We start from the raw sequence: 18,995 nt of genomic DNA on the forward strand, positions 1-18,995 counted from the left end.
TCAAGCGCTGCAATCAAGGGTAGTGGATGAAATCGAGTGAGCCGGATCTCCAGCTAAAATCGCCGATCCAAAAGAATTATAACCGTGCTGTTTTTTATACTTATATCGGCGTGATTGTCCTGTCGTTGCTGACGGCGTGGATGTTTTTCGATCGCCAAAAAACTCAGCAGATGGATCAGCGTGAAGAGCAGGTCGAGCGTCACGTATTGCAAATCGACTTATTACTGGAGTCGAGCATCCGCGCGGTGAAGAGTCTGCGGGATGTGGCCGTGGATCACCTGCGCTTAGGTGAACTGGTGCGTAAAGAGCGTTTACCGCAATACGGCAAATTTAACGAAAGTGGTCAGTATTTTACCTTAGAGCCTAACTACGCCAAGGGCGGTAAACCCTTTACCAACATGGGGCGGATCACGGGCGCGGGCTCCCTCGATGGTCGCAGCGATAAGTTCTACCAAGAGCTGGAAATGCTGTTCGAATTGTCACTGTCTTTCCCTGTGGCTAAGGAAGCCGCGCCTAAAGCCTCGGCGATTTATTATTTATCCCGCCAACGGATGATGTCCTACTTCCCTTGGACCAACGGTGACCAGCGTTTTAGGGACGAGCTGCTCAATAAGAAACAATTCCAATACGCCACTCCGGCGATGAACCCGCAGCGCAGCGTGTTTTGGAGTGAGGCTTATGTCGATTCGACGGGCAAAGGCTTGCTGACCACCTTAGGAGTGCCTGTTTATCTCGATGATGAGTTTATGGGGTCCATTAACCTCGATATGACCTTGGCCTCATTGGCGCGGCAAATTCGGGTGTACTTCAAGATGCCAGGGACGGTGATCCTGCTCGATCAGCAGAACAATATTTTGTCCCACAGCGACTTCGATGGCTCCGATATCAATCGGGTGTACCACATCAGTCAGCGCATTCCTTCAGAGCTGCATTCGCTCCCCGAGTCCGAATTGTTCGATGCCCACGAAGGCATCATTCGTAACGGTTACTATATTCACTCGGTCGCGCTGCATAACGCGCCGTGGCGCTTGTTGTATCTGCAGAATGAAGACGATCTGTTCCAAGATTCGGTCGAAAAACTGCAGCTGACCTTTATCCTAGTAGTGATCGCTCTGTCGGTGCTGGTGACCATAGTGCACTGGCAAACGCGCCGCTCCTTCGTGAGCCCGGCATCGCGCCTGTTATCCCACTTAGAGGGCTGCTCCCAAGAGCCGCGTAAACCGCCAGAAAAAATTACTCCGGGATGGGAGCCTTGGTTCCTATTGGTGAGCCGCATCTTTGAGGAAAACAAGCAATACACCCATCATTTAGCCGAGCAGAATAAGCGACTCGACAAACTGGTCGCGCGCCGTACCGAGCGGTTAAAAGATGCGACCGAACGCCGCGAGCGTGAGTATGCGTTGTTGCGCTCCTTACTCGACTCCATCCCAGAAGCTATTGTCTTTAAAGATAAAGAAGGCAATTACCTCGGCTGTAACAAGGCCGCCGAGCGGATGCTGGGCTACACCGAAAGCGAGATGATCGGTCTGTCGTCGGAGGATTTAACCTCGCCAGAAATGGGCATTCGTATTCGCGCCGAGGATGAGCAGATCTTAAAAGATCGCACCCCGCTGCGTTATCAAGAGAAGGTCGAGTTAGCGGGCAAACCTGTATTGCTCGATACCCTGAAACTGCCTTTCTATAACCGCCGTGGCGAGCTACAAGGCTTGATTGCCGTGTGGCGCGATGTGACGCGTGAGTACGAGTCCGCCGAGCAGTTACGCCTGTCGGAGGAGCGTTACCATTTAGCGATGGACGCGGTGGAAGACGGTCTGTGGGACTGGTATCTGGATTCGGAGCATATTATTTGCAACCCATCCTACTATTCGATGCTGGGTTATAAACCCAATGAATTCCCTGCGTTAGTATCGGCAATCGATCAGCTGACGCACCCTGACGATAGAATTCGAGTTGAAGAGTACCGTAATCAGTATCTGCAAAATCCCGTCGATGCCTATGAGATCGAGTTTAGGATTTTAGGCAAAAATGGCAGTTATCACTGGGTGCTTTCCCGCGGCCGGGTGGTGGAGTTTACCGCCGATGGTCAGCCTAAGCGTATGGTCGGTACCCATAAGGACATCACGCGCCATAAGAGTAACGAAGTGGCGCTGCTTGAAGCGAAGCAGGACGCGGAACTGGCGAACCTGTATAAGAGTGAATTCTTGGCGAATATGAGCCATGAAATCCGCACGCCAATGAACGCCATTATCGGTATGTTGCAGTTAGCGCAGCGCACCTCGCTGACGGCGCAGCAGAAGGATTACCTCGAAAAAGCTGGTTTCTCGGCGCAGTCATTACTGCGGATTATTAACGATATTCTCGACTTCTCTAAGATTGAGGCGGGTAAATTAGAGCTGGAGCGGGTGCCGTTCCCACTGGATAAAGTGCTCGACCATGCCCTCGATCTCAACGCGCTTAAGGCGCAGGAGCAAGGCGTCGAGTTATTACTGTATGCGCCAGTGACGGCAGGCCTCATTCTTAAGGGCGACCCGCTGCGTCTAGGCCAAGTGTTGATTAACCTGTTATCGAACGCGGTGAAGTTTACCCAATCCGGTGAAATTGAACTGGGCTGCGAAGATGTGGGCGAGCGCGACCATCGAATTACCTTAAAATTTTGGGTGCGGGATACGGGTATTGGGATCAGTAAAGATCAGCAGGAAAAACTGTTCGATGCCTTTGCCCAGGCCGATGGTTCGACGACCCGTAAGTACGGTGGCACGGGATTAGGTTTATCGATCAGTAAGCATTTGGTCTCCATGATGGGCGGCAAGATGCAGGTGCAGAGTGAGTTAGGCGTTGGCAGTACCTTCAGCTTTACCATCAGCTTTGAAATTGCTGAAGAGGCCAAGGTTGAGCCCTTAGTGGTACCTGAAAAACTCAATAATTTACGCACACTTGTGGTGGACGATAACCCGACGGCGCTGCAAATTTACTCGGCGCTGATGCGCGATTTCCACTTCGAGGTGGATACGGCCGCCAGCGGCGCCGAGGCGCTGTATAAGTTGTCGCGGGATCCTATCGATTTATTGTTGCTCGACTGGATGATGCCAGAGATGGATGGCGGCGATGTGATCACCGCCATCGATACTATGGTGGCCGAAGGCCGCATCGCAAAACGACCTATTATCATCATGATGACCGCCTATGCGGCTGAGCCTTTACAGCACGAAGTCGAAACTGCCAATGTGTTTGCCGTGTTGCAAAAACCCTTTAAGGCATCGAGTCTGTTCGATGAAATCATCGCCGCCTTTGCCGATGAGCCAAGGCTCAATGTGGTGCAGCCTATTGATGAAGTGCCTGCAGAAGAGGGCGAACATACTGGCCTGGTGCTCTTGGTGGAAGATAACTTTATCAACCAACAGGTGGCGACCGAGCTGTTAAAGAGCGCGGGATACGAAGTCGTGGTGGCGGGGAATGGTCAAATTGCCCTCGATATTATCGACTCGCGCCCCTTTGATGCGGTATTAATGGATATTCAAATGCCAGTGATGGATGGTTTAACCGCGGCGCGGGCACTGCGTGAACGCTTTAGCGCCGATGTGCTACCTATTATCGCCATGACAGCCCATGCGATGTCGGGCGATCGGGAAAAGAGTCTCGCGGCGGGGATGAATGCCCATATTACTAAGCCGATAGTGCTAACGGAGCTGTTTGAAACCTTATCGCATTGGATAAAACACAAGAATAATCATCATTAATCGTTTGCCCGGGGCCAATGATGGCCCCGCGTGGTTTAGATTTTGTGTAACATGACCACGTAGACAGCCCAATCAGGAGGAAAGATGAAACCCTATAGCCTAGCCCTCGCCATCCTACTCTTAGGTTTACCCACACTCAGCGTTGCTGCGAATTTACCGAGCACTAAAGTCGTTAAGCAGAGCCAAGCCGCTAAGGGATTTCTTAATCTTTACTATGAGCCAAGCGAGGGCGAGTTATACCTCGAGGTGAGCCGCTTAAATCAACCCTTTCTCTTGGTGACTAGCTTGCCTGAAGGAGTCGGTTCTAACGATATCGGTCTCGACCGTGGCCAATTAGGCCAAACCCGCATGGTGCAGTTTGAGCGTCAAGGTCCCTATATCCAGCTTAAGCAGCTAAACACTCAGTATCGCGCCAATACCCAAGATGCCGCCGAAAAACGAGCAGTGAATGAAGCCTTTGCCGATTCAGTATTGTGGCAGGGCAAATTGCTCGACGGTAAGCCAGATATGGTGGCGATTAGCGAGTTAGTGCTCAATGATTTACACGGCGTTGCCAGCGTACTGCAACATACTGGGCAGGGGAGTTATCGCCTTGATTTAACCCGCTCGGCAATTTTACCCGCTGGGGTGAAATCCTTTGAAAAGAATAGCGATGTCGATGTGCAGCTTACTTTTAAAGCCGATGCTGCGGGTGAGCAAGTGGCGAGGGTCACGCCCGACGGCACTTTAATGTCGGTGCGGATGCGCTATTCCTTTGTCGAATTGCCTGAGGAGGGCTATCAAGCTCGCGCCTATCATCCCATGAGCGGCTATTTATCCGATGAGTATCGCGATTATGCCACGCCGTTTTCGGCGCCACTGGTGCAACGGGTTATTTTGCGCCACCGCCTGCAAAAGGTGAATCCTGGTCCTGCGCCCAGCGAAGTAGTTAAGCCCATCACCTATTACCTCGACCCTGGTGTGCCTGAGCCTATCCGCTCGGCGCTGCTCGATGGCGCACGCTGGTGGGAAACGGCCTTCACCCAAGCGGGATTTATCAACGGCTTTAAGGTTGAACTCTTACCGCCCGATGCCGATCCGCAGGATATTCGCTACAACATGATCCAGTGGGTACACCGCGCCACGCGGGGCTGGTCCTACGGCGCGGCGTTAACCGATCCGCGCACCGGTGAAATCATCAAAGGCCAAGTGACCTTAGGTAGCTTGCGTGTGCGTCAAGATTACTTAATTGCCAAAGGCTTAACTGCGGGCTGGCGTGATAGAAGCGCCGCCGAGCAAGCGGCTAATGACTTAGCCTTAGCGCGTATTCGCCAACTCGCCGCCCATGAGGTCGGCCATACCTTAGGCTTAGATCATAACTTTGCCGCCTCGACTAATCAGGATGCCTCTGTGATGGATTATCCCCATCCTAAGATCCTGCTGAAAGGTAATGACATTGATATATCAGCACCCTATGGCGTAGGTGTCGGGCCATGGGATAACTTTGCTATCGCGTACGGCTATAGCGATGAAGGCGATGCCACCGCTCAGCAGGCGCTGCAAAATCAGTTGCTGGCCGAAGTGGCCCGCAAAGGGCTGCGCTATATTGGCGAAGCAGATTCGCGCCAGAAGGATGCCAGTCAAGCCTATGCCAGCCTGTGGGATAGCGGTGACGATCCTATCGCGCAGCTACTGGATTTGAATCGTATTCGCGCTAAGGCGATTGAAGGTTTTAGCAGCACAGCCCTGTTACCGGGCGAGCCACTGGGTGAATTAGCCGATGCCTTTGTGCCTATCTATTTACTTAGCCGTTACCAAATCGATGCGGTCAGTAAGTTTATTGGCGGCACAGACTACAATTATCTATCCGTCGGCGAAGGCGCTCGCTGGAGCTATATCGCGCCGCAGTTACAATTGTCGGCCCTCGATGCACTGCTCAGCACCTTAGATGCCGCCAGCTTAACGGTTCCGCAAGCCTTACTCGATACGCTGGTGCCTAAAGCGGGTAATTATCAAGCGACGCGTGAGTCCTTCGAGTCTGGGCTTGGAGTGGTGAGCGATCCCCTCGGCATGGCGGAAGTGTTAGCGCGCCATACCGTGGGCCAGATGTTGATGCCACTGCGCTTAAATCGCGTCAGCCAAGGGGCGATGGCGGATAATGAGCAGCTCTCGGTCGAAACCTTACTCAATAAGCTGTTTGCCGCGACCCTTTATCAAGAAGATAAACTCGCTCTGATTGAAGGTGTGTGGATGCGGGTGAATGCGGTGGTGATTGATGAACTCTTGTCTGCCTATCACGATCCACAAACCTCGGCAGAGGTGAAGGCGGCTATTTATGAGCGCGCTCAATTCGTGATCAAACAGCTTAAAGCCAAAGCCAATCGCGCGAATGCCAAGGTAGCCTCCCACTACACTTGGTTGCAACAGGGGCTGAGTGCAGGGCTCACGGATGCCAACAGCAAACTCATTCCAAAACCCTTGAGATTGCCGCCGGGTTCACCAATCTAAGCTTGGTTTTCAGCATCATAGGCGCTAACGAGGAGATTCGTTATGCGCCTATTTCTTTTGGGTTTCTGGGATAAAAATGCTCGGACTTACGCTCAATATGGGTAAAGCGGCGAGTATTTTTATAGGGCAGTTTCATAAAGCCAGACACCCCATGACCTTGAATTTTACCCACATAATGCAGAATGCGGTCGAGGCTGGCGCGAAACGCCGCCTGTTTACGCGGATTGAGCAGTTTTAAGTAACTGTGGATCTTTAAGTGATTCGGCAGGGCCTCAAAAATGATGCAGCCCGTGTGGTGGATTTGGTTGATACGCGCCAATTCCTCCATGATTTCACTCGGTAATTCGAGGTTTTCATCCGGATCCTTACCGTCTTCAAAGTAAGAGTGCAGCCGCGATTTATCTTCAAGGGTCGGCACATCACCCACCTCGAAGGGCAGTTGCAAATCAGCGCTGGCGACAAAGGGTTCGCTGGTGTTTTCGCGCTCGATATGTAGTGTGTCTCTGGCGTTAAAGAAGCAGGCCTTAAACACCCCGATACGCTTAATTCCCCGCGCGAGCGTCACCATATTATTGACGGCGATGATGAGCGCACTCTTTTGTTTAGCATCGTAAATGGCCAGGTTGGAGTCGATAAACACGCCGGTTTCTTGCCAATGGATGGCAAGGCCGCCCACTATGGGATATTGACCTAGGCGACCCACGGCGGCGATAAAGCCCTTTTCGGTATCCCCCATACCGGCTAAGAAGTTGCGATAGTATTTTTCGAGCTGGATGTCATCCATCTTAGCGATGGGATCCTGGGCGTTATGTTCCTTTAAAAAGGATTTGCGCGAGCTGTAACTGACGGTTTCGACATCTTTTTCGCGGGATTGCACCCACACAGGGATTTCGCCCATCAGCTCAGCTTTTGGCAATTCAGGTAAATGCAATCTATGGCTGTGGCGCATGCTTTTGAGAAAATAATCCCCCGCCAGATTGCGCTGCACGGCATCGCTACTGAGCATGCCCTCTAAGGTGCGCGCCAACTCCATGGGTAAGCCTATGCTGGTGGGCGGGATTACCTGTGCGCCGAAGCGACTCGCCTGTCCAGAGGCCAAGGCATACAAGGTCGCTGCCACGCCTTGTTCGTCGAAACGCGGGCTGGAGAGCGCACCATTTAGCTGCTCTTCACCGATAAAATACACATCTCCCATGCGGGCATTGGTGTGCTGCTGATCGCTCGACATCAGCGTCATCACATTGTCTTCAACGGCCTTGTTGTGTTCATCCCGTTGGGCAAATACGGCTGAGCCCCAGTCGATAAGGGATAAGTGCTGACTTTCAATATCATAGACAAGGTTTGAAGGCTTAATATCGCCATGCACTAAGGGCTTACCCGTGCGCAGATAGTAGAGAATATCGGCCAGTTGGCGGGCAATGCTCATTACCATGGCGGGGGGCAGGGCGCCTAAGCGGCGGCAAAGCTGCTCAAGATCTTCGCCCTTAGCCCGCTCCATCACTAAGATCCCTTGTTTACCAACCCGCTCAAATTTGATCGCCCCCGGAATGTTGGGGTGTTTGAGCAAGGACAGCATAAAGGCTTCTTCTTCTAAGCGGTCTTGAATATGCTGCGGCAGATTAATTCTTGAGAATTTAAATACATGGGCTTCGTCGGCTTGGTTGATTCCCGCAAACACAAAGCCATAAGCGCCCTTACCGATAAACTCAATGTCGCGATAACCCAACTTACTTAATTGTTGTTTACATAAACGGATCCACGCCTTGTGCTTACGGGCATCGTTGGCTTTGAGCAAGTAAATGGATTGCTCTTCGGAAATGTAAAAATGTTGTAGTTGGGGTGTTTGCAATGCGCGACTCCTTGTTTTGGTTATTTAAACAGTAAGCGAGGCAGATAAGCAAATCGGCGTTGGATGCTCGAGTGATGTTGCCTGCGATAACCTTGTGATTTTAGAGTTTACCTATCCCATCATTTCGTCGCTGACTTTGATTTATATCAAGTTAAATCGTATGGAGTCTAGGTAATCTTAAGCCATTGGATGGGATACATGTTTGTTAAATTTCCCGTGGACAAAGTGGATGAAAGGAGGGCATATGCCCGCCCCAGATAAGGCTTTATTGATCGAGTTATTAGAGTTTCCGCGTAAGCGAATTTTGCAGTCAATGGAAGTGACCCATTGTCCACATGCGGTATTTTTTAATGATCGCGATGAGCAGTGTCTTACTTGCCACCAGGGCATGGAATGTATTTGGATGAACCAGAACGATGAGCTGGTGGCTGTCGAGCAAAAATCCGTCGCCGAGCTTAAGCAGCAGTTGCTGATTGCCGTCGACTTTATTGACTCTTCCTTAAGCCCACACCATTTGTCGCGCCGCCAATGCCAGTGTGACAATTGCGTTTGGTTACGCAAAGTACAAGAGGCTCTTGCGAGTCTGTAGAGCGAAATTAATATGCAGTATCTGAGATTTTACATCCACCCATGAATGCCATTAGAGTAAGGATAACTTTAGTCATTTGAGATATACCTATGGAACCCGGTTTTTGGCATGAGAAGTGGCAGCAACAGCTGATTGGTTTTCACCAGCAAGACATCAATCCCTTTCTCGTAAAGTATTGGCATACCTTGGCATTGCCCCCTGAGGCCCAAGTCTTTGTTCCCCTGTGTGGCAAATCTTTAGATATGTGCTTTTTAGCCGAGCAGGGGCATCAAGTGATTGGTTGTGAGTTAAATGAGCTCGCTGTGCAGCAGTTTTTCGAAGAGAACCAATTACCTATGCAGCAAAGCGCGATGGGGGTGCATCAGCATTATCAGACAGAGCAAGTCAGTTTATATCAAGGGGATATCTTCACTTTGCCTCCGTCTATTACGGCGCAAGTGAGTGGTTTTTATGATCGCGCCGCCTTAATTGCCTGGCCAGAGAGCATGCGGACGCAATATGCCAAGCAATTAGCGCAGTTATTGCCCCAAGGCAGCGTAGGTTTATTAGTGACACTCGATTATCCGCAGGAAGCCTTAAGTGGGCCGCCTTTTGCGGTGTCACCAACTTGGGTGGAGACGCATTTAAGTGACGATTTTGACATCCAACTATTGGATTGTCAGGACGTGCTTGCGGACAACCCAAGGTTTGTTAAGAAAGAAGTTCCTTGGCTGAATGAAGCGGCTTATCTATTAAGGCGCAGATAATCAGATTGCATCCCATTGAGCTCAAAGCATTTATGCTTTTGGGCTGAGTGGGATGTGTCATTAAGAGATCATTAGATTAGGGCAAAATAGGGGTATGCGCTGAGATTTGCGGTAGCCCGATTAAGGCGAGTGCCTCGCTCAAGGAACAAGAATTGAAATACAGATGTAGTTTGACAGAAAAAGAGCAGGAGGCTCGAAGTTAAGCCACTTCGTAATAATTAGGCTCGATTTCGAGTTGGTTTTGGATAATTTGTACGGCCATTCTGGCGCACTTACCGCATTGATCGGCAACGCCTAAACGCTTTTTAACGTCAGCAAGGCTAGAGTCTCCCTGACTTACAGCGTTTTTGATTTGCGTATCTGTGATGGCATGGCAGAGACAAACGTACATTTTTTCGACTCCAAAACGAATTAATCTAATTCTAAATGAAAACGCTTATCAAATACAATATTGTTGATGGTTTTGTTTTACCAATAATCCGATTTGTTACTCATTGCACATTTTTTAAACTATGATCTCTGCTCAGGGGTTGGAAAAGTGTGTTAACACGGATGATTGGATTGGTATCAAGGAGGGATAACTCATGGATGATTGAATAGAATATTCACATTAGGTCCAAGGGTTATCATGAGAACAAATTTACCTGTTACACAACGCGAAAATGACTATCCAGCTGATTGGATTTTGCTTTCAACAACTGATACTAAAAGTCATATCACCTACGCTAATCAATCCTTTTGTACTGTTGCCGGGTATGACCTTAATGCCATGTTAGGTCAGCCCCACAATATGGTGCGTCACCCCGATATGCCTCCCCAAGCGTTTGAAGATCTTTGGAAAACTATTCGCAAAGGTGAGCCTTGGAAAGGCATAGTCAAAAACCGCTGCGCCAATGGTGACCATTACTGGGTTGACGCCTATGTCTCACCTATTGTCATTAATGGTCAGGTGGCTGAGTTTCAATCGGTGCGAACCAAACCGAGCAGAGATCAGGTTAACAGGGCTGAAGCGGCCTACGCCGAGTTAAATAAAAGTGGCCAAGTAAAAGCATTAAAACGCAATTTTGATATGCCGACTAAGTTGGCATTGCTCGTCTTGGTTGCTCTATTGCCCATGTTGTATTTGGCGTTGCAGATAGGGGCGGTGGGATTTGTGGCGCTAGCCATCAGTGCTCTCGCGCTTTTTATCGGCGGCAATCTGATTTTAGGCCGCTATCGGGCGCTGGTTGCTAAGGCGAAGAAAATCTACGATAACCCTTTGATGGCACATATCTATACGGGTCAATCCGATGATTTGGGGGCGATTGATCTGGCACTGCAAATGCAAAATTCAGAGCTTAAATCCGTGTTAGGTCGTGCTCGAGATTCCTGTGATAAGGTGACAAAAGAAGCTAAAGTGTCTGCGGCTAAAGGTGAGGAAATTCAAAGTACCAGTCAGTCCCAACTTGCTGAGATTGAACAGGTCGCCACGGCCATGCAACAGATGACAGCAACCCTTGGGGATATGTCCTCAAATTGCGCCGATGCGGCGAGTGCATCGCAAATGGCGTCCGAGCAGACAATCAACGGCGATAAAACCGTTGTCAGCACTATTCAATCGATTCAAGCCATGGCGCAGCAATTACAGGAAACCTCGCAGGTGATCACTGAGCTAGAAGGTCATAGCCGAGATATAGGCACTGTACTGGATGTTATTCAAGGGATTGCTGAGCAGACGAATTTATTAGCACTCAATGCTGCGATTGAAGCGGCGCGGGCGGGTGAGCAAGGACGCGGTTTTGCTGTGGTTGCCGATGAGGTACGGGCGCTTGCGAAACGTACCCATGATGCAACAAAGGAAATTCACACAATGATTAACCTGTTACAACAAGGTACTCATAAGGCGGTGCGCAGTATGCAAGAGGGCGTGGATGCTGCTGGCGAATGTATTACTACAGCGGATTTAGCTGGAGCGGCACTGCGTACTATCCGTGAGGCGATTACAACGATCACTGATATGAACCACCATATCGCCAGTGCGGTAGAAGAGCAGTCGAGTGTCGCGAATGAGATGAATCGTAGTGTGGTAAATGTGTCGCAGTTTACCCATTCCAGCCACCAACTCGGCTGTGAAATGGTCGGTCTCAATGACGAAGTGATTAGCGAAATGGACTCCCATACTGTACTAGTCGGACAGTTTTTAAAGCGCAGTTTTAAAGTCTAACCTTTGTCGCAATCGTGAGTGACTTAATTAGATAGTGGCTTAATTAGTTAGCGGCTCAATTAGAGAGTGGCTTAATCGAAAGGCAATCAGCACTCTGATTGCCTTTTGTTTTTGCCTGAGTGACTGTAGTGATTCGTTATCTTTAACTATTCATCCCAACTAGTAACCCTGAGTAAAATCCACCTGATTTTGCAGCGGCTCAGCTACAATATAGCGGCGATAGTTGTCGCTAAAAATACGCACGATTTGCTCTGGATGACTCGGCGCCGAGATATGGGGCGTGATGATGGCGTTGGGTCTTTCCCAAATTGGATGACTCGCAGGGAGAGGCTCCTGCGTGAACACATCGAGAATGGCCAGCTGCGCAGGACGCGCAATCAACTGTGTATTGAGGGCATCGAGGTCGAGTACGTCACCACGGCCCACATTCACTAAAATCCCATCGGCTTTGAGTTTAGCGAGCATGTCTGCATTTAGCAGCAAACGTGTATTTGGGGTGCTGGGCAGTAAATTGGTCACTACATCGCTTTGGCTTAAGCATAGCGCGAGCTGCGATAGCGGCTGGATCAGATCAAAGCCTTCGACCTCTCGGCCGCTGCGGTTTATCCCAGTAACATGCATGCCGAAGTGTTTAGCGGTTTTCGCCACATGCTGGGCGATGGAGCCTGTGCCTAAGAGTAATAATCGCATCCCTTGCAAGCTGCTGCGCGTAGCACTTTGCACTTGCCAAGATTTTTGCCGCTGCTGCGCTTGATAAAACTGATGTCCTCGCACGTGGGCGAGCAGGTATCCAAACAGATACTCACTCATTAAGGGGCCGAAAATACCTTTAATGTTAGTGAGTTGATAATCTTTTCTTGCTCTAGGCCCCATCAGGGCATCAATGCCCGCAAAACTGGATTGCAGCCATTTTAGCTGTTTGGCATGGGGCAGCAGCGGCGCGGCAAGCTTAGGCTCGGCAAGCCAAATGTCGGCCTCTGCAATATTCGCGGGATTCTCATCGAGCAACTCAAGCCCAGGTAACTGCTGCGCCTCAATGAGCTGGCGATACTGCTCATTCGCCTTGGTCAGTAAGAGTAACTTGTGCCCCATGTCGTCTCCCTTTATGCTTGGTTGTCTTTATTTTTCAATATGCTGCTGTAGTTGTTTTGATTTTGCAGCGCCATTTTAGGTTGAGTGATTATGTTTGATCAGTTAGTCGCCATTATTGGCCATTTAGGAAATATGCTTCGTCCTTGGTCCTTCGATATCGCCACGGCCATGGTCGTGTGTTTGATTTTAGTATTTTCAGCCGATGTGAATCGTATCCTCAGACGGCATTTACTTGGCCATTCGTTTATTCTGCGAACCTTTGTTTTTATTATTGTGAATGCCTTTGGCTACGGACTGCTGATCGTCAAAGCTACGCCTTGGGTGGCAAGGCAAATCGTTGCCATGCCATCCCATTGGATGTTCTTGCTAATCGTCGCCATGTTCATCTTTATCGGCTATTGGGCGCAGCGAAATAGCCAAGCCTAAACTGCTAAATCCGCGCCAAGGGATTATTCGAAGTAGTCGCAGTAATCCGTGTTGGTGGGTTGCAACAGCGCCTGCATGGCGCGGTCGGGGAAATTGCTAAAGATCCCATCGACACCCAACTGCTGAAGGGCATGGATATCATCGCTATGATCGACGGTGTAAACATACACCTTAGCGCCCCGCTGGTGGGCATCATCCACTAAGGCTTTGCTGATAAAACTCACATCTAAATGCAGGGAATAGGCGTTTAGCTCGCTCACGACCGCAGCACCATCGAGGGGAATACTGGCAAGTAAGGGCGCCACTAATGCCTGTGGCAACGCCTGTTTGACTTGCTGTAAATAAGGGTGATTGAAGGATGAAATCAGCAATTGCTCCGTGCTGAACCCCAGTTCGGCAATCGCCTTAGGATAAAGCGCGAGTAGCGGGGCTACCGTATTCACCCCTTTCAGTTCGATATTGATTGTCGCGCGGCCAGCAACCAGTTCGAGCACTTGCCAGAGCGTGGGAATGGGCTCGCCTTTGACTGTGACTGTGTCCAGATATCCTTTGTTGACCAGATGGATGATGCCCTGGCCCGAGCTTTTACTGTCGAGTCTGCGGTCGTGAAATACCACTAGCTCACCGTCGACATTATGCACATCCAACTCAATGGCTTTGGCACCTAATTCAATCGCTTTGGCCATCGCGGCTAAGGTATTTTCTGCCACATAACCGCTGGCACCACGGTGAGCAAAAATAAGCATCTAATTTTCGTCCTATTAACTGCGGATAATGCCGACCTGATCGCGAGTTTGGCCATTTTTAAGATGGATTTCCATTTGCGGATAGGCGAGTTCTAAATTGTTTTCTTTAAGCTTACGGGTAATGCGTTTATGCAGATCGTGGCGTAGCGGCCAGCGTGCCGACATATCTTTGGCGTAGGCCCGTACTTCATAGTCTTGGGTATGTTTACCAAAGCCCGCAAACCACACTTCTGGCTCTGGATTAGGCAGCGCATTTTCACATTCTTGCACCGCTTGATAAAGCGTTGCTTCCACTTTGGCAGGATCCGAGTCGCGGGCAACCGACACATAAACAATCACACGGGTAATAGGATCTGACAGCGACCAGTTAATCAATTGTTCGGTAATAAAGGCCTTGTTCGGAATGATAATTTCCTTTCTGTCCCAGTCGATAATAGTGGTGGCGCGGATCTGGATTTTACTCACGGTTCCCGTTAAGTCGCGGATTGTCACTGTATCGCCAATACGCACTGGTTTCTCAAACAGAATAATCAGGCCCGAGATAAAGTTGGCAAAAATCTCCTGCAAACCAAAACCTAGACCCAGTGACAAGGCGGCAATCAACCATTGTAGTTTTGACCATTCCATCCCGAGATTCGAAAAACCAATCAACAGGCCTAAAAACACCACTAAATAACGGCTTACTGTGGTGATGGCAAAGCCTGTACCAGGTGTTAGGTCGAGTCTTTGCAAGATCATCAGTTCGAGCAGACCGGGTAAATTGGTGGCGATCATCAGCGAGAAGCCAACGATGATTAAGCCCAATAACAGCGATTTCATGGTAATGGGTAGCTGTTGCTCGACACCATTGATGCTGGTATTTGTCGTCCAGAGGGTAATGCCATCTAAGAAGGAAAATAGCGCCGTATGGGTTTGCGTCCACAGGCCAATCAAGCTGGCTAAAAACGCCAATAGCAATAGGGAGCGCACTAACCCGAGGGATTGACTCGAAATGGTTTCGAGATCGACTACGGGTTCTTCGTAGGTATCGAGGCCATCATTTGAGCTGTGGTGAGTCTCGCCCTTTTCCCGCTGTGCTAAACGCTCAGCCCGTTTCGCTTTCGCGCGGTCGAAGGCAATGCGGCGGCGCTCAATCAACATCCAACGTTTAATCAATTGATAAAGCAGCAGGAAGCTTAATCCCAATATGATGGAGAGTTGCAACTGCAACAGCATTTGGAAGGCGGTGAAATAGTAGCCTTTAAAGGCGAGCCCAGCACTGAGCAGCGGAACAGCTATCAACAATGCCCAGAGCATTTTTTGAATAAGGCGTTTGTTTTTGCCGTCTTTCTGGGTGTCGCTATTCTGGCGGCTTAGCACCAAGATATCCTTGTATAACAAGAATAACACCAAACAAAAACAGATAAATGCGCCACGGCCAATGCTATTGCGGATAAGCGAGGCATCGAGTATTTCGGTAAAACCCATAATGCCGAGAAGGGGGCTGGCGATAAACACAAAGTGTTTAAGTCTGAGCTGGCCTGCCTGAATCAGTTTTGAGGGCCGCTTAAAGTGGCCAACCAAGACCCCTTTGTCGAGGGCGAGGATAAATATCAATCGATACAATAGGTAAACTAATCCTATCGCTAAAATCCCCATGCCGACGGCCTGCACAAAGTTGCGTTCGGATTGATAGAAAATCCATCCCGCCGCCACTATGGGGAGCGGTTTGATCAGGGCATAACCAAGGCTCAGGACTAAGGATTTGAAGGTGTAGATAAATTTATCCTGAGTCACGTTGCCTACATAAGTGGCATAGTGACCCAGTAACCGATTGAATTTAGGTTTTATTAAATCTTGGATCACTAAACAGAGCACTAACAGAATGATCCACCATGACCAATAGTCATTTTGCTCCTGCCAGGCTTTACTCAATTGTCCCCACTGCGCCTCTTGTACTAACCACAAAGCGCTGCGTTGAACGTCAGTGAGCCAAAGCTTGTTAATGCTCGCAGCATTCGGGACCCAAAACAGATGCTCGTTGAGGGTATTCTTTAATATAAGATGTTGCTGGCTAAGTTGCTGATAATTTACTTTAAGTTTGCCGAGTTCACTTAAATATTGATCGTAACTCTGCATCAACTGCGTTAGTAGCGCTTGTTGTGAGCGCAGCAGTTTAATCTGCCCCTCGTTGTAGAGGTTGGTTTGCTCTAACTCTTGCTCGTTAAGTGCCTGTTGTTGCTCGAGGTGATATCTATCGAGGCGAGCATCGGCGATCAGCGTTTGCAGTTTCTCGTGGTTTGGCGGCTTAGGCAGAGATTGCAGCATCTGCAAAAAACGCTCACCAAAGGCGGAGTTCATTTTGACCCAAGTGATTTGCTCTTGGATATTTGCGAGTTGCTTGGCTTGGGATTGATATTGCAGCTCGGCCTGTTCTTGCTGCTCAACCACGTTATTGATTTGCAAAGTTAAGGTTTGCAGTTTTTGGCCGTAGATCTGATTGGTATCGGCGATATTACGGGTCACTGGATCCACAACCTTGGCGGTATCGACTAAATTTTTCGCCAAGGTTGCATCGGTTTGTTGCTGACGCTGTTTATTCATCGCCTTATTGATAGTTTCAATAAAGGCTTCCTGTTGACTTAATTGTTGGCGCACCAACTGTAACTGCAGCTGGGTGAGTTCGATGCGCTTTTGGCTACTGGCAAGCTCGGCCTCATTGGTAGCGAGGCTTTGCTCGAAGAAAACCCGTTGCGTTTGCTGTAATTCACCCGCTGGCGTATCGATAGGCGCCAATTCCGTTTTTTTATTTTGCAGCACATTCTGCCTAGCGTTGGCGATGACAGAGGGCAGCAGATTGTGGCGCTGTAACAGTTCGCTGACTTGATTACCGAGGGCGGTTTCGCTCTCTTTTAATTCCGACAGCCGTAAATAAGCCATCGAGGCTTGCTGGTTGAGATCTGTCGCTTTATCTAGCTTTAAGGGCTTAGCTGCTTCCTTTAAGCCTTGGTCGATGATTTTTTTGTTTTTTTCAAAATCGAGCTGAGCCTGCTGAAAACTGCTCGCATTCGCCGCCAGTCTGTCGATGTTGTTTTTAAGCTCTGCAATTTGATCGTCAATGCTAATATTTTGTTGCTGATTTTGGTTGTTTAGGCCAAGGCGCTTGTCCAATTGCAAGGGCGAATTGGCATGGAGAGAAAAAGACAAAAAAGCAATAACGAACAATAAAATACGTGGCATATAAGCAAAAGCAATTAGGGGCGAAAGACGCACTCATCTTAGCCAAATTGGGCCAAGATTGGTATGTTTCAAGCGTTCTTTTTTCGCCGTTGTGACTGGTGGGATTGATGGGTTTCGAAGATGGCGGTGGCGACTATGATGGTTCCGCCTATCAGGGTGTTGAGATTCAGCGCTTCGCCTAAGATCACTAATGCCAACATGGCTCCGTAGAAGGGTTGTAGGCAGGAGACTAACCCCACGGTTTTAGCGCTTAAATGGCGTAATGCCGAGGTGAATAAGGCATGGGGCGCGGCGGTAAACACCACTCCTAGCAGCACTATCAAGCCCCAAGTCTCGAGGGAGATAGTCTGTAACTCGGTTTGATGCCAAGGCATAAGAAACACTGCCGCCACTAAGGTCTGGTAAAACATGGTGTGGGGGCCGCTATATTGGGAAAAATATCGTTTTTGCAGCAGGTTGCGGGCGGTAAATAACATCGCCGAGACAATCCCGACCGCAATCCCTAGGGTTGTATCGTTGCCAAGATTGGCTTCGGGGATCAATAGCACCACGCCTATCAGCACTAAAACACCACTGATAATATCCATCAGCTTGATTTTATTGCCTGTTAATAACGGCTCGGCAATGACTGTCATCACAGGATAAGTGAAGAAGGCAATCATGCCGATGGCAACCGATGAGAGTTGCATCGCGGCGAAGTAGGTAACCCAGTGCAAGCTGACTATCACACCTAAGCCGATAGCAACCAGATAATCCTGTTTGCTGGCAAGGCTTAAATATTTACCGCGGAATTTGATGAGTAACGCCAACACCAAGGCCGCGACAACACATCGTAGGAAGGTGATATCGAGAGCGCTTAAGGGGATTAACTTGGAAAACAAAGCTGTGCCGCCAAACATCAGCACAGCTAAGTGTAATTCGATTAATCCCGAAGGTTTAGCGGTCTGGCTCAATTGGGTAGCCGTAGTTAGTCGGCTGACGCCTGATTTTTCAGATTAGCAAAGGCTTGACCCATACGCGTTACTGCTTCAGGCTCAACACCTTCGGCGAAGGTGTCGATAGCATCTTTAGCAAACAGCATGACGACGGTACTGCCAAGCTTGAAGCGACCCATTTCTTCGCCTTTATCTAAGGTAATGGCGTCTGGACCTACCGTTGGGTATTCCCATGTGAAGACTTGTTTGCCTGTTGGCGGCGTAATAGTACCAGCCCACACGGTTTCGATACTGGCCACAATGGTCGCACCCACTAATACCATGGCTAGTGGGCCAAGCTCGGTTTCAAAAATCGCCACAACACGTTCGTTGCGGGCAAACAGGCCTGGCACATGGCGCGCCGTTAAGGGGTTAACGGAAAACAGTTCGCCCGGCACATAGGTCATCTTTGACAGTGTGCCCTTTATCGGCATATGGATGCGGTGATAATCCTTGGGAGCCAGATAAATGGTCGCAAAATCACCTCCTTCGAAGCGTTTGGCATCTTCGGCTTGGTCACCCAGCAGGGTGAGTGAAGAATAGTGATGGCCTTTAGCCTGGAAAATACGCCCATCCTTGATGGGACCGAGTTGGCTAACGGCACCATCAACCGGGTGCACCATGATGTTGGCCGCAGTATTAATTGGGCGAATACCAGGCTTAAGTGCGCGGGTAAAAAAGTCGTTGAAGCTTTTATAGGCTTCGGGCTCGCTCTGAGCCGCTTCGCTCATATCGATTTTATATTGCTTGATAAACCATTTAATCGCGGCAGTCGTTAATGCGCCAGCTTCAGAAGCGGCAAGTTTACCGACTAAGCGAGATAACAGGTGCTTTGGCAGCATGTACTGCAGCGCAATTTTAACTTTATCCAATTTATGTTCCTTTCCTTTATGTTGCTCAACTTAGGTTAAGACTTGTTTTACGTTA

The 18,995-nt window shown here is 49.4% G+C and carries 13 protein-coding genes; 6 read left to right on the plus strand and 7 right to left on the minus strand.

Translation table 11 applies throughout. From position 1 onward, the window contains the following. Window positions 1-26 precede the first annotated feature (26 nt). Window positions 27-3,737 carry a response regulator gene (locus EYR25_RS09190; RefSeq protein ID WP_023268803.1) on the plus strand — a complete coding sequence of 1,237 codons (3,711 nt, stop codon included), beginning with the start codon at window positions 27-29 and terminating at the stop codon, window positions 3,735-3,737. 84 nt (window positions 3,738-3,821) lie between these two features. Then, complete coding sequence (locus EYR25_RS09195) at window positions 3,822-6,224, plus strand: zinc-dependent metalloprotease (RefSeq protein WP_133179543.1); 2,403 nt, start codon at window positions 3,822-3,824, stop codon at window positions 6,222-6,224. A 40-nt stretch (window positions 6,225-6,264) separates the two neighbouring features. Here the strand turns inward: EYR25_RS09195 and EYR25_RS09200 are convergent, their stop codons facing one another. Further along, complete coding sequence (locus EYR25_RS09200) at window positions 6,265-8,073, minus strand: protein kinase domain-containing protein (RefSeq protein ID WP_133179545.1); 1,809 nt, start codon at window positions 8,071-8,073, stop codon at window positions 6,265-6,267. A 244-nt stretch (window positions 8,074-8,317) separates the two neighbouring features. On the opposite strand from EYR25_RS09200, the gene EYR25_RS09205 reads away from it, so the two are divergent. Next, window positions 8,318-8,662: a hypothetical protein gene (locus EYR25_RS09205; RefSeq protein ID WP_039978797.1), complete on the plus strand. Its 345-nt coding sequence runs from the start codon at window positions 8,318-8,320 to the stop codon at window positions 8,660-8,662. An 89-nt stretch (window positions 8,663-8,751) separates the two neighbouring features. Further along, window positions 8,752-9,408 (plus strand): thiopurine S-methyltransferase, encoded by a 657-nt coding sequence (locus EYR25_RS09210; protein ID WP_133179547.1) that lies wholly within the window; start codon window positions 8,752-8,754, stop codon window positions 9,406-9,408. A 199-nt stretch (window positions 9,409-9,607) separates the two neighbouring features. Here the strand turns inward: EYR25_RS09210 and EYR25_RS09215 are convergent, their stop codons facing one another. After that, window positions 9,608-9,799, minus strand: a complete 192-nt coding sequence (locus EYR25_RS09215; RefSeq protein WP_011715776.1) for a bacterioferritin-associated ferredoxin — start codon at window positions 9,797-9,799, stop codon at window positions 9,608-9,610. Window positions 9,800-10,036: 237 nt separating this feature from the next. On the opposite strand from EYR25_RS09215, the gene EYR25_RS09220 reads away from it, so the two are divergent. Beyond that, on the plus strand, window positions 10,037-11,611 hold the full coding sequence (locus EYR25_RS09220; protein WP_133179549.1) for a methyl-accepting chemotaxis protein: 1,575 nt from the start codon (window positions 10,037-10,039) through the stop codon (window positions 11,609-11,611). A gap of 159 nt (window positions 11,612-11,770) precedes the next feature. On the opposite strand, the gene EYR25_RS09225 is transcribed toward EYR25_RS09220, so the two are convergent. Next, a complete protein-coding gene (locus EYR25_RS09225) occupies window positions 11,771-12,703 on the minus strand; it encodes a D-2-hydroxyacid dehydrogenase (RefSeq protein ID WP_133179551.1) in 933 nt (310 codons plus the stop codon). 90 nt (window positions 12,704-12,793) lie between these two features. Between EYR25_RS09225 and EYR25_RS09230 the strand changes: the two genes are divergently transcribed. Continuing rightward, window positions 12,794-13,129: a DUF3392 domain-containing protein gene (locus tag EYR25_RS09230; protein WP_011621386.1), complete on the plus strand. Its 336-nt coding sequence runs from the start codon at window positions 12,794-12,796 to the stop codon at window positions 13,127-13,129. A gap of 23 nt (window positions 13,130-13,152) precedes the next feature. Here EYR25_RS09230 and EYR25_RS09235 read toward each other — a convergent pair whose 3' ends face one another. From EYR25_RS09235 to asd, 4 genes are all read right to left on the minus strand, one after another. After that, window positions 13,153-13,875, minus strand: a complete 723-nt coding sequence (locus EYR25_RS09235) for a glycerophosphodiester phosphodiesterase (RefSeq protein ID WP_133179553.1) — start codon at window positions 13,873-13,875, stop codon at window positions 13,153-13,155. A gap of 15 nt (window positions 13,876-13,890) precedes the next feature. Beyond that, window positions 13,891-17,094 (minus strand): mechanosensitive ion channel domain-containing protein, encoded by a 3,204-nt coding sequence (locus EYR25_RS09240; protein WP_039978981.1) that lies wholly within the window; start codon window positions 17,092-17,094, stop codon window positions 13,891-13,893. A 68-nt stretch (window positions 17,095-17,162) separates the two neighbouring features. Continuing rightward, window positions 17,163-18,047, minus strand: a complete 885-nt coding sequence (locus EYR25_RS09245) for a DMT family transporter (protein WP_023268794.1) — start codon at window positions 18,045-18,047, stop codon at window positions 17,163-17,165. Window positions 18,048-18,061: 14 nt separating this feature from the next. Beyond that, window positions 18,062-18,940: an archaetidylserine decarboxylase gene (gene asd, locus EYR25_RS09250; RefSeq protein WP_011627258.1), complete on the minus strand. Its 879-nt coding sequence runs from the start codon at window positions 18,938-18,940 to the stop codon at window positions 18,062-18,064. Window positions 18,941-18,995 lie beyond the last annotated feature (55 nt).

The organism is Shewanella decolorationis, assembly GCF_004354305.1.
Classification (GTDB): Bacteria; Pseudomonadota; Gammaproteobacteria; order Enterobacterales; family Shewanellaceae; genus Shewanella; species Shewanella decolorationis.

What these genes read in the sequence shown, in the direction of transcription:
- EYR25_RS09190 (WP_023268803.1), top strand. Translation starts at nt 27, where the DNA reads ATGAAATCGAGTGAGCCGGATCTCCAGCTAAAATCGCCGATCCAAAAG.
- EYR25_RS09195 (WP_133179543.1), top strand. Translation starts at nt 3,822, where the DNA reads ATGAAACCCTATAGCCTAGCCCTCGCCATCCTACTCTTAGGTTTACCC.
- EYR25_RS09205 (WP_039978797.1), top strand. Translation starts at nt 8,318, where the DNA reads ATGCCCGCCCCAGATAAGGCTTTATTGATCGAGTTATTAGAGTTTCCG.
- EYR25_RS09210 (WP_133179547.1), top strand. Translation starts at nt 8,752, where the DNA reads ATGGAACCCGGTTTTTGGCATGAGAAGTGGCAGCAACAGCTGATTGGT.
- EYR25_RS09215 (WP_011715776.1), bottom strand. Translation starts at nt 9,799, where the DNA reads ATGTACGTTTGTCTCTGCCATGCCATCACAGATACGCAAATCAAAAAC.
- EYR25_RS09220 (WP_133179549.1), top strand. Translation starts at nt 10,037, where the DNA reads ATGAGAACAAATTTACCTGTTACACAACGCGAAAATGACTATCCAGCT.
- EYR25_RS09225 (WP_133179551.1), bottom strand. Translation starts at nt 12,703, where the DNA reads ATGGGGCACAAGTTACTCTTACTGACCAAGGCGAATGAGCAGTATCGC.
- EYR25_RS09230 (WP_011621386.1), top strand. Translation starts at nt 12,794, where the DNA reads ATGTTTGATCAGTTAGTCGCCATTATTGGCCATTTAGGAAATATGCTT.
- EYR25_RS09235 (WP_133179553.1), bottom strand. Translation starts at nt 13,875, where the DNA reads ATGCTTATTTTTGCTCACCGTGGTGCCAGCGGTTATGTGGCAGAAAAT.
- EYR25_RS09240 (WP_039978981.1), bottom strand. Translation starts at nt 17,094, where the DNA reads ATGCCACGTATTTTATTGTTCGTTATTGCTTTTTTGTCTTTTTCTCTC.